This window comes from Amedibacterium intestinale, from assembly GCF_010537335.1.
In the GTDB taxonomy this organism is placed as follows: Bacteria; Bacillota_I; Bacilli_A; order Erysipelotrichales; family Erysipelotrichaceae; genus Amedibacterium; species Amedibacterium intestinale.
The window spans coordinates 2,456,141-2,469,385 of record NZ_AP019711.1 but is presented as its reverse complement, the minus strand read 5'-3'; the positions used below and the strand labels follow the sequence as shown (position 1 = coordinate 2,469,385).

The following is a 13,245-nucleotide window of genomic DNA, read 5'->3' as shown; positions in this document are numbered from 1 at the left end:
ATATCAGATATCCTCCCCTAAATATGCCTTAATTACCCTTTGGTTCTTTTTGATTTCTTCCGGCAATCCATGGGCAATGCATTTTCCATAATCCAATACATAAATACGCTCACAAATTGACATTACCAAAGACATATCATGTTCAATCAAAACGATCGTCACATGAAATTCTTCTTTAATTTTATGAATCAGTTTTGTTAAGTCTGCAGTTTCCTGTGGATTCATTCCTGCTGCCGGCTCATCCAAAAATAAAATTTTAGGGTTGGTAGCCAAAGCACGCGCAATCTCTAATTTTCTTTGTTCCCCATAAGGAAGATTGCTGGCAAGCTCATCTCTTTTTTCATATAAGCCAACAACTTTCAATAATTCCTCTGCTTCTTTTTGTACTCTTTCTTCTTCTTTATAAAAAGCAGGAGTTCGAAAGATTGCCTGAAACGTTCCATACTTAATATTTTTATGCATCGCAATCTTTACGTTTGTACAGACACTTTGTGTTTTAAATAAACGAATATTTTGAAAAGTTCTCGCAAGTCCCATACGTGTAATTACATACGGCTTTTTCCCGCCTATTTCCATCATTTTTCCATCGACATTTAATTGAATAGATCCTTCACTTGGTTCATACACACCTGTTAAAAGGTTGAAAAAGGTTGTTTTACCTGCCCCATTGGGTCCAATTAAACCAATAAGTTCTTCTTCCTGGATTTCCATATGAACATTGGATACCGCACATAAACCTCCAAAGTTTTTTGTTAATCCACTAACTTTCAGTAAACTCATCCTTCAACACCCCTTTCTTTTTTCTGCTGCGCAGTTTTTTAAATAATCCAGATAATGTAAATTCTTTTGTACCTAGTAAGCCTGAAGGTCTAAATACCATGATAACTACCAAAGCAGCCCCATAAAGAATCATACGAATATCGGAGAAAGACTGTAAAAACATATTGATAAAGCCAATAACAATTGCGGATAAAATGGATCCTGTATAACTTCCCATTCCACCAAAGACTACAAAAATCAGTACATCTACAGATTTTGCCCAGGTAAACAAGTCTGGTTTTATGACATAGAAATTTGATGCATATAATGCACCGGCAAGACTGGCAAGTACAGCTCCTATGACAAACGCAATCGTTTTATATTTGGTTGTGTTAATTCCCATCGCTTCAGAAGCTATTTCATCTTCACGAATGGAAATACAGGCACGTCCTGGTGCACTTCTTGAAAAATTCAAAACAATTAAAATAGAAATAATAACGCATGCAACAAGCAAAGGCCAAGTTGTTAATTTGGGAATACCAAACAAACCAGCAGCCCCATTGGTAACTTTCATATTCAATACTACAATACGTACGATTTCTGAAAATCCTAAGGTTGCGATTGCTAAATAATCACCTTTTAGACGAAGGGTAGGAATCGCAACAACAAGTGCAACCAGTGAACTAATAAGTGCCCCGATCAATACGCCTAATAAAAATCCCAGCATCGTTGGATTACGAAGGGTAACGACTGCACAGGAATAAGCACCGATACACATAAAACCGGCATGCCCTAAAGAGAACTGTCCTGTAATACCAATAATCAAGTTTAAGGATACAGCCAAAATAATGTTAATACCAATGGTAAACAAGGTTGCCTGATAATAAGCAGTAATCACATTTCCCTGCATCAATAACGTGATGACAGTTAACACAATCGTTGTGAAAACGATCCAGCATAAGTTTAGTTTCGAAAATATATTTTTCATACGCTTACACCTTCTCTTTCTTATTTTTGCCAAGCAATCCTGCAGGCTTGATAATTAAAATTAAAATCAAAATTGCATATACCACTGCATCTTTATATAAAGAACTTCCATAGGCTGTCACCATCGTTTCCGCAATACCAATAAAGAATCCTCCAAACATTGCTCCTGGAAGAATTCCAATTCCACCAAAGACTGCCGCAACAAATGCTTTAATACCTGGAACCATCCCCATTAAAGGATTAATAGAATTATAATAAATACCAACCAGTACGCCAGCCGCTCCTGCAAGTGCACTGCCAATCGCAAACGTAATGGAAATCGTTGTATCTACATTGATTCCCATCAGTTTTGCAGCATCTGCATCGGTTGATACTGCACGCATACTTCTTCCAATCTTTGTTTTTCTTACAATAAATTGTAAAAGAACCATTAAAACAATCGTAATTACCAAAATATAAACCTGCTGCATTTTAATTTGAACACCAAATACAGCAAAACTTTCATTTCCTAAACTTGCAGGGAAAGGTCGAGCACTAGGTCCCATGATTTTCTGTGTTCCATATTCCAACACATAGCTGACACCAATGGCAGTAATCAATGCCGCAATACGTGTCGCATTACGTAAAGGCTTATAAGCAATTCTTTCAATGACAACACCAATCACAGCACACATTGCCATAGCAATAATCAATGCCGGAAAAAATCCCAAATGGAAATAGGTAATTGCGCTAAAGCCAATAAAAGCCCCTAGCATATAAATATCTCCATGAGCAAAATTGATCAATTTAATAATTCCATATACCATCGTATATCCTAAAGCAATCAATGCATAGATACTCCCAATCGATAGACCATTTACTACTTGCTGCATGAATTCTGTCATAACTTCACCCCTCATCATCTATAAAGAAACAGGAGAAAGACAGCATCTTTCTCCTATTTAACTTTTCCTTTCTATTTATTAGGATCGACTTCTACCGCTTCTTTCTGTTCACCATCAACAACTTTAACAACCAATGCTGCTTTTTTAGGTGTATGTTTTTCATCAAATGTGAATGTTCCAGTTACACCTTTAAATTCCATCTTATCTAACACTTCTTTTACAGCATCATGATCTTTTGTACCAGCTTCTTCATAAGCCTGCATCATCAAGTTTGCCGCATCATAAGCAAGTGCAGAGAACATACTTGGATCTTCTCCATATTCTTTTTTATAAGCTTCAATAAATGCTTTCAACTCATCAGAAGCATTCACTGTTGTATAAGCTGTTGTAAAATATACATCATTCAAATATTTTTTATCTCCAGCCAATTTCACAAGGTCGCTGGAATCAAAACCGTCTCCACCAATGATTGGAACATTAATTCCCATTTCACGTGCCTGTTTAATAATTGTACCTACTTCTGTATAGTATCCTGGAATATATAAGGCATCGCATCCTGAATTTTTAATTTTTGTCAAAGAGGCATTAAAATCTGTATCTTTTGACTGATAGTTTTCTTTAATTACGATATTTCCTCCCTCTTCTTTAAATTTACTTTCAAATGCTGCAGATAATCCTTTCGAATATGGTTCTGAATTATCCATTAATACAGCAGCTTTTGAAACTTTCAAAGTTTCTCTGGCGTATACTGCCATCGCAGCTCCCTGATAATCATCTTCAAAGCATACACGATATACATTTTCATACACATCTCCATTTTGTTTTGTAGTAACTCCACTACCAGTAGCACTTGGAGAAATTACAAACACATTTGCATTGTTAGCTACATCATAAATTGCCAAAGAAGCACCTGTAGTAGCAGGTCCAACAAATGCATCCACTTTATCTTCTGAAACCATCTTTGTGGCAATATTGGTAGCTTCTGCATTATCAGATTTATTATCCCCTTCTACACCAACATATTTGAATTTATTTCCTTCTTTCGCATTAAACTCTTTCATCGCAAATTTAATACCATTTAATTCGGTATTCCCATATGTTGCAGCAGCTCCAGTAAGTTCAAAATTCAAACCCAGTTTTACTTCATTGCTATCTGAACCAGCATCCTTCCCATCGGATCCACAACCGGCAAACATGGTAACTGCCATACAGGAGGCAACCCCCATCATCATAAACTTTCTAAATTTTCCCATATCCCTCTCTCCTTTAACTTTGATTTTTATGGGTTCATTATAATACCGAGATTACATTTTTTCAACACTTTTCTGCAACTTTTTCACATATTTTGAAAATACTTATGTAAAATGTTTCAAACGTTTTTCTTTCTTACATTCTATATTCAATCTTTGTTATTAAACAAAAAAAGACTCCAAAGAGTCTTAAATGAAAATACCTAAAATAGCACCTACTATATTTAAATAAACGCGTAAAATGGACGAAATTGCATGATTTAATGATGCATCCAAAACTCCAGTAAATAGAAGCAGCAGCAAACCTAAAGAAAAATACATTTCATACTGCATTAATTTAAAGTATGTTTCTTCCGGAAGAATTCCCATTAAAACCTTGGAACCATCAAGAGGAGGCAAAGGAATCAGATTAAATACCCCTAACCCAATATTCATAACCGCTGTTGTTTGGAATAATACATGTAAATAAGAAGCAATCACACCATGAAATCCTAACACAAGAAGCAAACCATCCAATAAAATAAACACAAAACCTAATACTAAATTTACCAATGGCCCAGCAACTGCCGTCCAAATCATCCCTTGTTTTTTATCCTTGAAAAAATATGGATCAACTTGTACTGGTTTTCCCCAGCCTACATGAAACAGCAGTAAACAAAGAGTTCCTGCAGGATCTAAATGACGAAATGGATTTAATGTCAATCGTCCATTTTCTTTCTGTGACAGATCTCCCATCTTATATGCTGCATATGCATGTCCAAATTCATGACAGGATAAAGCGATAAAAATAGCTGGTACCGTATAAATTAAATCCGAAATCAGTTCACTAATATTAAACATGAACACATCCTCCATTCAATAGAAATCAGTATAACAGATTCCGATATAATCGTAAAGAGAGGAAAGAAAAATCATTTTCAACAATATGCATTCTATCTATTACTCATAGGCTTTATTAATGGTATGAATTACATAACCAATACCATTTAACACCCATGATAAAACAGTCCATATACATGTAGAAACCAGTGCACCAAACGTATCGATATATACATCTGTCATACTAGAAGTTCTTCCTCCGCTAAAGGCTTGATGATATTCATCCGCAAACGCAAAACAGAAACAAAAACCAATTGTCAAAATGAAACGCAAAGTCTTATTTACTCCTAAAATTGCCAAGGTTATATACACCATCATAGCTAGACAAAAATATATGGAAAAATGTGCTAGTTTTCGAACATTTGCATTCCAGTCGCTGCCATAAGGAGAATACATAATCACTTTGTATTTAATTTTCTCAGAAAGCTTTAACCCTTTCTCACTTGTTTCCAGCTTTGTTTTTACTTCTTCTTTTATTTTTTCTGTAACCATTTCACTTCTCATTTGGGAATCAAAACCATTTTCTGATGAAAAAGAATATATAGAAAACATCACAATTCCGCTAAAACCTAAAAATAAGATTGCAGCTAAGATTCGCATACCCATATTTTTTTTCTTCATCATTCATCACCACACTATGTGCCTTATTGTAAAACGAAGTCTTTCTAAATACAAGAGCATCAAAAAAACTTCATAAAATATTAAGAAGAAAATCCATTGCCACATCAGTTATCAATCACAGATGTGTACTGATTCCTTCTAAGTTAATACTAGCAAAAAATACGGTTTCACCTATTTCTTATCTTTTATTTTGAGATAATTATGTTTTGCATAAAATATTATTTATTATTTGTAATAGCATAAACTGTATTACTATCTTTAAAAAGTATGAGATATAATATATCAAACCCTTTGTTTAACTCTACTTGTTGCCATGTATATTCCTTGTCCCAATCAATAGAATTTTCTTTTGAAATACCCATATGTTTAAGCAATTCATTCACATTCTTCTCCATTGCTTCATCTTTTGTTTTCGTTATCTCTTTTAGAAACTCTGCATTTGTATTTTTTACTTGATAAATTTCATAACTTACTCCATCATTATGAAACCCTTCTTTTGTATCTATATCATAAAGCAATTTTGTATCCTCTAACTGAATGTTAAATGTTTCTTTTATCTGATTTTGAGGTGTAGTCATTTTTTTTGAAAGATAAAAACCACCACCTAAAACTAATGCTAACGCAATTGTCATCGTGATTAGAATTTTTCGTTTCATTTGATTATTACCTCCAATTTATTCTGTGTATTACTTTTATTGAGCTAATCAACTGTAACAGAAAACTTTGAATTTTTAATGTATATATTTCTAAAGAATTCTTAAATTGATTATCTCCTCAAGAGTTTTACTCTTAATAGTTTTTAAAGGGTGTGAATGGATTTTTATGGAACGAAAACAAAAAAAGGAGTGTTTTCACACTCCCAAAAGTCTTATTTTGTTTTGTTGATGATATCTGTAAAGCTTTCTACTTTCAAGCTTGCTCCACCAATTAATGCACCATCGATATCTGGCTGAGCCATATATTCAACGATGTTTTCTGGTTTAACAGATCCACCATACTGTACACGTACTGCATCAGCAGCTTCTTTACCATACATTTTTTCAACCTGGTCACGAACGATGTGGCAGCAGTTCTGTGCAATTTCTACAGAAGCGCTTTTTCCTGTTCCGATAGCCCAGATTGGTTCATAAGCAATAACGATGTTTTTTACACAGTCAGCGCAAAGGTCTGCAAGACTTCCGCTTAACTGATCACGAATAACTTTTTCAGATTCTCCAGCATCATACTGAGCTTCTGTTTCTCCAATACAAACGATTGGAGTAATACCAGCTTTGATCAGGCGTTTTGCTTTTTTGTTTACCGTTTCATCTGTATCTCCAAACATTTCACGACGTTCAGAATGTCCAATGATACAGTATTTCACACCGATTTCTTCCAACATAGGAACACTAACTTCCCCTGTGAAAGCACCAGAGTCTTCAAAGTGGCAGTTTTCAGCTGCAACGATTAAGTTTTTCGCAAGTTTATTTGCTTCATTCAATGCCAAAAAGCTTGTACCTACACCATATGTAGCACCATCATGGCAAACAGGATCAACTGCTTTAATGAATTCAACTGCTTCCGCAATTGTTTTATTCATTTTCCAGTTTCCAACAATAATTGGTTTTCTCATGTTTCTTATCTCCTATACTCTTATTCTTATTTTTCAGAAATTACTGCAATACCAGGAAGTTCTTTTCCTTCCATGTATTCCAAAGAAGCTCCTCCACCTGTTGAGATGTGAGAGAATTTTTCTGCAAATCCCAACTGAATAGCAGCAGCAGCAGAGTCTCCACCACCGATTACTGTAGTAGCTCCTGGAAGTTCAGAAATTGCTGTACATACTTCTAATGTACCTTTTGCGAATGGTTTCATTTCGAATACACCCATTGGTCCATTCCATACAACTGTTTTAGCACCTGCTAAAGCTTCTTTGTATAGAGCTACAGATTTAGGCCCAATATCAAGTCCCATGTAATCAGCAGGAATATTTTCATTATCTGCAACAACTGTATTTGCATCTTCTGCAAATGCATCTGCACATACATGATCTACTGGAAGAATTAATTTTCCATTTGCTTTTTCCAAGTATTCTTTAGCCAATTCAATTTTATCTTCTTCAACTAAAGATTTACCAACATTGTATCCCTGTGCTTTCAAGAATGTATAAGCCATTCCTCCACCAATCAATACTTTGTCAGCTTTGTTCAACAAGTTATCAACAACTGCAATTTTATCAGAAACTTTTGCTCCACCGATGATCGCAACGAATGGACGTTCTGGTGTATCAACAGCTGCACCTAGCATTTTCACTTCTTTTTCTACCAGGAATCCTAATGCATTAGGAAGAATAGAAGGAATACCAGCAGTAGATGCGTGTGCACGGTGAACACTACCGAATGCATCTTCTACGAATAAATCCCCTAAGCTAGCCCAGTATTTAGCTAATTCAGGATCATTTTTGCTTTCTCCTTTTTCATAACGAGTGTTCTGCATAACAACGATTTCTCCATCATGTAATGCAGCTACAGCTTCTTCTAATTCAGCCCCTCTTGTAACTGGTACAAAAGTAACTTTTGTATCTACAAGTTCACTTAAACGATCAGCTACACAACGCAAATCGTTTTTAGCTTTATCTTCTTCTGTTTTAACTTTTCCAAGGTGAGACATCAAGATTACTCTAGCTTTGTTTTCTACCAAATATTTGATTGTAGGTAAAGCCTGAATAATACGGTTGTCATTTGTAATTTTTCCATCTTTTCTAGGAACGTTGAAATCACAGCGAACGATAACGCGTTTTCCTGCAACGTCCAAATCTTTTACAGTTCTTTTTGCCATTGCAAAATCCTCCTTATGTATCGGCAATATTATACCACTCAAACAAACATTCGTAAACGGATTTTCTCATTTTGCTAAAAATATCACAAATATAGAAAGTCATTACACGATAATTAAGCACAGTTATTATCGTTTCCAATTTATTTTCAAATTTAGACAATTCAAAAAGAATACTCCCTATTAAAGTCTCTTATAAAAACATATCTTGATACTCTTTTGGTGAAACACCCACCAATTTTTTAAACATTTTAGAAAAATAACTTTGGCTTTGAAATCCGCAGCAAAAAACAACTTCTTTGATACGAACATGTGCTTTCAACAAATTCTTTGCTTTTTCAATCCGACATTCATTCACTATGTCCGTAAAACTTTTCCCTAGATTATTTTTTATTATTTTACTTACATAGAACGGTGATACAGAAAATACTTTTGCAACCTCTTCTAAACTAATTGGTTTTTCATAATGCTGTTCAATATAATCAACAATTTGACGCACTAAACTACTGCTCTCTTGTTTTTTACTACTTCGCAATGGATAAAATAAACTATTAAAAATTTGTACCAATTGCAATGGCAAAGTATGTGTATATAATTCATTTTCAATAGAAAGCTTTGGTATTTGCCCAATTTCAATATTCTCTTTAAAATCTTTCTGTAATTCTTTTACAACTGCCTGTAACATCAAATTAACTTGTTCTTCAATTACCGCTAAAGGATAAAGCATTAAATATTGCGCATAATTACGAATTTCTATGTAAATAATATCATCTTTATAATTACGAAAGGCCTCAGTGCAAATATGAACAAATTGTTCCCTCTTCTCATCCATTTCTGTTTTACTCTTACTCATGTTGTTATAATTTATTTTTATACGCATATTTAATGGTTGGCAATCCCGCAAAGCATGTACATAAGAATCATAAAATTTAACGCAAGACTCTACACAACTACCAATACCTACAAAAGCCATTGGTGATAATGCTTGTGTAATAACCTGTTCAATTGCCTGTATATCCTGTATACCGAATACCTCACTGTAAAAAACAAAGAAAATATAATTTGAATTAACATAATCATGAATACAGCAATAACCTAAATCATAAATTGCCTCATGTATTTGCTGTATTTCTTCTAGCTTTACATTTTTTGGAGAAACAATAAAACATAATCCACTATTGACACGTAGATTTAGATCTTTAATATATTTTTGAATTTCCATTTCTCCTCGACGTGTTAAAATAGCATAAATACATCCTTTTTCCAAGATGGGACGTATATTTCCATACCGCTGAAACAAAGTAGATATTGCATCTTTCTGATTTTGTTGAGTTTTCACAAGTCCAATAGCTTTGGCAATTGTTTTAATGATTTGTGTCGGTGTAACTGGTTTTAAAATAAAATCTTCTATACCTAGCTGTATAGCTTTTTGTGCGTAAGAAAAATCATCATAAGATGTTACAATATAAAATATCGTTAACAAATTTTCTTTCTTTAATTCTTCAATTAACTGTAAACCATTCATACCCGGCATCTCAATATCACTTAATACAATATCATGATGAAATCGTTTATATAACTCCAATGCTTCAAGTGCATGTGCCGCAGCATATACTTTAATTGTATCTTTAAAATATCCTTGTAAAATGGATATCAGGGACTGTCGTTCAATTTCTTCGTCTTCAACAATCAAAACTGTACATTGTTTTTCCATATGTTCACCTGCTCTTATCGATTTATTTTTATATTAACTGAAAAACCACAACCAAGTGAACTATCAACCGTAGTATATACTTGATCTTTTAATAAAATTTTTAATCTTCTTGTTACATTATATAAACCTAAATGCTGTTTAGTATCATCGTAAAATTGTGACAGCATCATCTGCTCACATACCTCCTCACTTACACCTTCTCCATTATCACTAACACATAAATATACATAATTTGCATCATACGTAACAGAAACAACAATTTCCCCATCAGAAAGACAATTTTTCAATCCATGTTTTAAAGAATTTTCTATCAACGGCTGCAATATCATTCCAGGAATAACGATATTGGGTACATCTTTTTGTACTTTAATATAAAACTCAATACGCTCTCCCAACCGTTTTTTCTGAATAGCAACATAATTCTTTACTGCTTCAATTTCACTGTGAATATCACTCAATTTATCTTGCTTATCTAAACTGTAACGAAGCAAAGAGCTTGTCTTTTGAATCATTTCACTACTTACAAGAGCATTTTCCATGAGTGATAATTTATAAATCATGTTTAATGTATTAAATAGAAAATGCGGATTAATTTGATTTTGCAGCATCTTCATTTCACTTAATAATAACTGTTCCTCTTTTCTTAAATTATCATTCTCCATCAATAACAACTTTTTCTCTAATACCGCATTTTCTTTTGTCATTGCGATTTCTTTTTGTACCATATTCGCAATTTCTTCTAACGCATTGCATATTGCATACATTTCTTTATTCGTATTAGAAATTTTTGTTAAATCATAAGTCCCTTCTTTTATTTTGTTAATATTTTCTTCAATTTCATTTAAAGGTTGTTCAATTTCTCTTCTTGTTAAACGAATATAATAAAATAAAAAAGATAAAAAGATGATGGTAAAAAGAAACAATGTATAAATACTATACTGTTTTGATTTACGTAACTTCTCATTTTGTAATTCCATATTATTCGTCAATAAAGAATAGCTGTCTGCGCTGGTAGATTTAATTACATCATAAATGTTTAATAAATTATTATAAGCATTCTCATATTCAATATTATTTTCTTGATATATAGAATAGGTTTCTTCTGCTTGTGTTACATATGTATCTAACATATTTTCTAAAAGATGAATACGCCAACCTTCTTCCATCAAATTCGCATTCTGCAATGTCAATAAACTTTCCTTTGCTCTTGCAATTTCTTTTTCATAGGCATAATACGCATCTTTTGAACTTCGATATAAATAATCAATAAAATGCTCATTTGCCTGCTCCAGTGAAGTATAGAACTGCTGAATTTGATCATATTGATGAAATGCATCACTATATTTATTCATTGAAGAAAAATTCAATCCAATATAAAATGTAAAACCAACTAATGTCACAACAAAAACGATACTATGAAAATGTGCTAATTGTTCTTTTAATGTTTTTTTTACACTACTTTTCATATGGATAATCCTTTGCTTCTTCTTTTGTAAGCATTTGTATATCTACATCGAATCGTTCTTTCTTTGAATTGTCTTCATTTTCCCAATAAGATTTTAAATATTTTACTGTTTTATAACCATAATCATAAAAAGGTGTAATAATACTCCCTGTGATTCTGCCCTTCTTTAACAATTGTATAGTAGGCTGCAAATCATCAACTCCATAAATCAACATATTATCTGATTTATGCAGTTCTTTAGCACTTTCGTAACAAGATTCTACCGACTCACTTGCTAAACTTATAGATACATTGACATTTTCGTATTTTTCAAAAGTAGAAACCCATTCTTTTCTTGCTCTAACTTTATCTGATTTAGAAGATGTTACATCTACAATTTCAAAACCACCACGATGTTTTAAAAATACTTTTTCAATTTCTTCAATTTGTTGTGCAGCAATCGGAAAACTTTCTTCTGCGACTTGAATTGCCATAATAATTGGCTCATCTTCGCCCATTCTTTTTTCAATATCCGCTAATAATAACTCCGCTTGCTGTGTAAAGTTTTTACCAAAAAATGCAGTTCTAGCACTTGCAGGCATATCGTTATCTACCAAAACAACAGGTATGTTATTCTCTTTTGCTTGTTTAACTAATTGTTCATCTATAACACCCTGTGTAATAATAGCATCAGCTTTTGCAATTATACCTCGTTCCATGGTATCGTTCATTGCTGCTGTATCAATTGTTGCAGGACCAATCCAATCACAATAGTATCCTTCCTCATTACACGCATCAAATAAACCTTTTGCACTTTTTTGCCAAATAGGGTGATTTTCTAATGGTGCTACAAATAATATATATGTGAATTCTTGTAATTGTGATTTTGTGTTTGTTTTTGAGCATCCAAAAAGCATAAATAAAGTACATATTACTATAAACAAAACCTTCTTCATAACTCCCTCACAATCCTTAAACATGTATAATATTATAACATTGAATTATATTTCTTACGATTAAAACTATTTATTATTCTTAATTATAAAAATCGGGTGCTAGATATACAAAATACTTTATATCAACCCTTTGCTTATATACATACAATATTCTATAAATATGATTTGTTAGAAAACAATAAGCTAACAAAAACAGGTACTGGAATGATTGAAAAAATTAAAGATTATTATGATACTATTTTGAACAAAGCAAAAGAAAGTCTTATTATTGGCTGTCTTTTTGCTATTTAAAAATCAATTTTAAGACTGCTCTAAAAAGTTTGATTCACTGCGATATCTTATCTTTAATCATTTGAATAAATTCGTCATTTTTTCGCAAAGATATATATAATTCAGTCTGATTTGTTGCTATATAAATTCTATCGAATGAATTTGCTGATGAAGCGATTGGATTATGACTTTTCTTTATTTCTTTAATATCCTTAATATAAATTTTTTGTTTACCGAATCCATAATAAAACATGAAGTAATCATCAAATAATTCAACCCTATTTCTTAGCATAAATGGAAGAACAATTAAATTCCCACAATAATAAAGTATTAGTAATGTGATTATTACAAACTTGTTGCTTATGTTTAGTTCTTTACCAATTAAAAGAAGCGGTAATAAATTATAAATCAAAAATGACATTACAAACCATATCGCATTTTTACCTTTAAATTGTTTCATGATGATTCCCTCCATAAATTATGATTTAACTATTATTTATATATTTTGATTATACTATTTTTTAAATTTTAATAACATATATTTACGTTAAAAACATTGCTCACAATTTAACTACAGGTCATTTTTTATTCAAATTTATATTTTGAATATTACCTACTTATCGCATTATTCTAATCTTTCGCGGGTATTAGCACCCGTTGTTTATAA

General features: G+C 32.5%; 13 protein-coding genes. All 13 read right to left on the bottom strand.

Annotated elements, in window-relative coordinates; all coding sequences use genetic code 11:
- Nucleotides 1-3: 3 nt before the first annotated feature.
- Nucleotides 4-780: an ABC transporter ATP-binding protein gene (locus tag A9CBEGH2_RS12245; RefSeq protein WP_115715666.1), complete on the bottom strand. Its 777-nt coding sequence runs from the start codon at nucleotides 778-780 to the stop codon at nucleotides 4-6.
- The gene (locus A9CBEGH2_RS12240) at nucleotides 761-1,747 is read right to left on the bottom strand and encodes a branched-chain amino acid ABC transporter permease (protein WP_115715667.1); all 987 of its coding nucleotides are present in this window, start codon (nucleotides 1,745-1,747) and stop codon (nucleotides 761-763) included. Before A9CBEGH2_RS12240 ends, A9CBEGH2_RS12245 begins: the two co-directional genes overlap by 20 nt.
- 4 nt (nucleotides 1,748-1,751) lie before the next feature.
- Entirely contained in the window at nucleotides 1,752-2,630 is an 879-nt protein-coding gene (locus tag A9CBEGH2_RS12235; RefSeq protein ID WP_115715668.1) for a branched-chain amino acid ABC transporter permease, read from the bottom strand.
- Nucleotides 2,631-2,701: 71 nt separating this feature from the next.
- The gene (locus tag A9CBEGH2_RS12230) at nucleotides 2,702-3,883 is read right to left on the bottom strand and encodes an ABC transporter substrate-binding protein (RefSeq protein ID WP_118276956.1); all 1,182 of its coding nucleotides are present in this window, start codon (nucleotides 3,881-3,883) and stop codon (nucleotides 2,702-2,704) included.
- 186 nt (nucleotides 3,884-4,069) lie between these two features.
- Complete coding sequence (locus tag A9CBEGH2_RS12225) at nucleotides 4,070-4,720, bottom strand: site-2 protease family protein (protein WP_232057289.1); 651 nt, start codon at nucleotides 4,718-4,720, stop codon at nucleotides 4,070-4,072.
- 99 nt (nucleotides 4,721-4,819) lie between these two features.
- Nucleotides 4,820-5,380, bottom strand: coding sequence for a VanZ family protein (locus A9CBEGH2_RS12220; protein WP_232057288.1), 561 nt, complete (start codon nucleotides 5,378-5,380; stop codon nucleotides 4,820-4,822).
- Nucleotides 5,381-5,598: 218 nt separating this feature from the next.
- Entirely contained in the window at nucleotides 5,599-6,036 is a 438-nt protein-coding gene (locus A9CBEGH2_RS12215) for a hypothetical protein (RefSeq protein ID WP_118276957.1), read from the bottom strand.
- A 212-nt stretch (nucleotides 6,037-6,248) separates the two neighbouring features.
- Nucleotides 6,249-6,992 (bottom strand): triose-phosphate isomerase, encoded by a 744-nt coding sequence (gene tpiA, locus A9CBEGH2_RS12210; protein WP_115715673.1) that lies wholly within the window; start codon nucleotides 6,990-6,992, stop codon nucleotides 6,249-6,251.
- A 26-nt stretch (nucleotides 6,993-7,018) separates the two neighbouring features.
- Nucleotides 7,019-8,197: a phosphoglycerate kinase gene (locus A9CBEGH2_RS12205; protein WP_115715674.1), complete on the bottom strand. Its 1,179-nt coding sequence runs from the start codon at nucleotides 8,195-8,197 to the stop codon at nucleotides 7,019-7,021.
- A 190-nt stretch (nucleotides 8,198-8,387) separates the two neighbouring features.
- Nucleotides 8,388-9,908: a response regulator transcription factor gene (locus tag A9CBEGH2_RS12200; RefSeq protein ID WP_118276958.1), complete on the bottom strand. Its 1,521-nt coding sequence runs from the start codon at nucleotides 9,906-9,908 to the stop codon at nucleotides 8,388-8,390.
- 14 nt (nucleotides 9,909-9,922) lie between these two features.
- Nucleotides 9,923-11,374 (bottom strand): sensor histidine kinase, encoded by a 1,452-nt coding sequence (locus tag A9CBEGH2_RS12195; protein WP_163104899.1) that lies wholly within the window; start codon nucleotides 11,372-11,374, stop codon nucleotides 9,923-9,925.
- Nucleotides 11,364-12,308 carry a substrate-binding domain-containing protein gene (locus A9CBEGH2_RS12190; protein WP_158572221.1) on the bottom strand — a complete coding sequence of 315 codons (945 nt, stop codon included), beginning with the start codon at nucleotides 12,306-12,308 and terminating at the stop codon, nucleotides 11,364-11,366. Before A9CBEGH2_RS12190 ends, A9CBEGH2_RS12195 begins: the two co-directional genes overlap by 11 nt.
- A gap of 325 nt (nucleotides 12,309-12,633) precedes the next feature.
- Nucleotides 12,634-13,038: a PH domain-containing protein gene (locus tag A9CBEGH2_RS12185; protein WP_158572220.1), complete on the bottom strand. Its 405-nt coding sequence runs from the start codon at nucleotides 13,036-13,038 to the stop codon at nucleotides 12,634-12,636.
- Nucleotides 13,039-13,245: the final 207 nt, after the last annotated feature.

Coding starts and splice junctions, on each gene's coding strand:
- A9CBEGH2_RS12245 (WP_115715666.1), bottom strand. CDS start 780: ATGAGTTTACTGAAAGTTAGTGGATTAACAAAAAACTTTGGAGGTTTA.
- A9CBEGH2_RS12240 (WP_115715667.1), bottom strand. CDS start 1,747: ATGAAAAATATATTTTCGAAACTAAACTTATGCTGGATCGTTTTCACA.
- A9CBEGH2_RS12235 (WP_115715668.1), bottom strand. CDS start 2,630: ATGACAGAATTCATGCAGCAAGTAGTAAATGGTCTATCGATTGGGAGT.
- A9CBEGH2_RS12230 (WP_118276956.1), bottom strand. CDS start 3,883: ATGGGAAAATTTAGAAAGTTTATGATGATGGGGGTTGCCTCCTGTATG.
- A9CBEGH2_RS12225 (WP_232057289.1), bottom strand. CDS start 4,720: ATGTTTAATATTAGTGAACTGATTTCGGATTTAATTTATACGGTACCA.
- A9CBEGH2_RS12220 (WP_232057288.1), bottom strand. CDS start 5,380: ATGAAGAAAAAAAATATGGGTATGCGAATCTTAGCTGCAATCTTATTT.
- A9CBEGH2_RS12215 (WP_118276957.1), bottom strand. CDS start 6,036: ATGAAACGAAAAATTCTAATCACGATGACAATTGCGTTAGCATTAGTT.
- tpiA (WP_115715673.1), bottom strand. CDS start 6,992: ATGAGAAAACCAATTATTGTTGGAAACTGGAAAATGAATAAAACAATT.
- A9CBEGH2_RS12205 (WP_115715674.1), bottom strand. CDS start 8,197: ATGGCAAAAAGAACTGTAAAAGATTTGGACGTTGCAGGAAAACGCGTT.
- A9CBEGH2_RS12200 (WP_118276958.1), bottom strand. CDS start 9,908: ATGGAAAAACAATGTACAGTTTTGATTGTTGAAGACGAAGAAATTGAA.
- A9CBEGH2_RS12195 (WP_163104899.1), bottom strand. CDS start 11,374: ATGAAAAGTAGTGTAAAAAAAACATTAAAAGAACAATTAGCACATTTT.
- A9CBEGH2_RS12190 (WP_158572221.1), bottom strand. CDS start 12,308: ATGAAGAAGGTTTTGTTTATAGTAATATGTACTTTATTTATGCTTTTT.
- A9CBEGH2_RS12185 (WP_158572220.1), bottom strand. CDS start 13,038: ATGAAACAATTTAAAGGTAAAAATGCGATATGGTTTGTAATGTCATTT.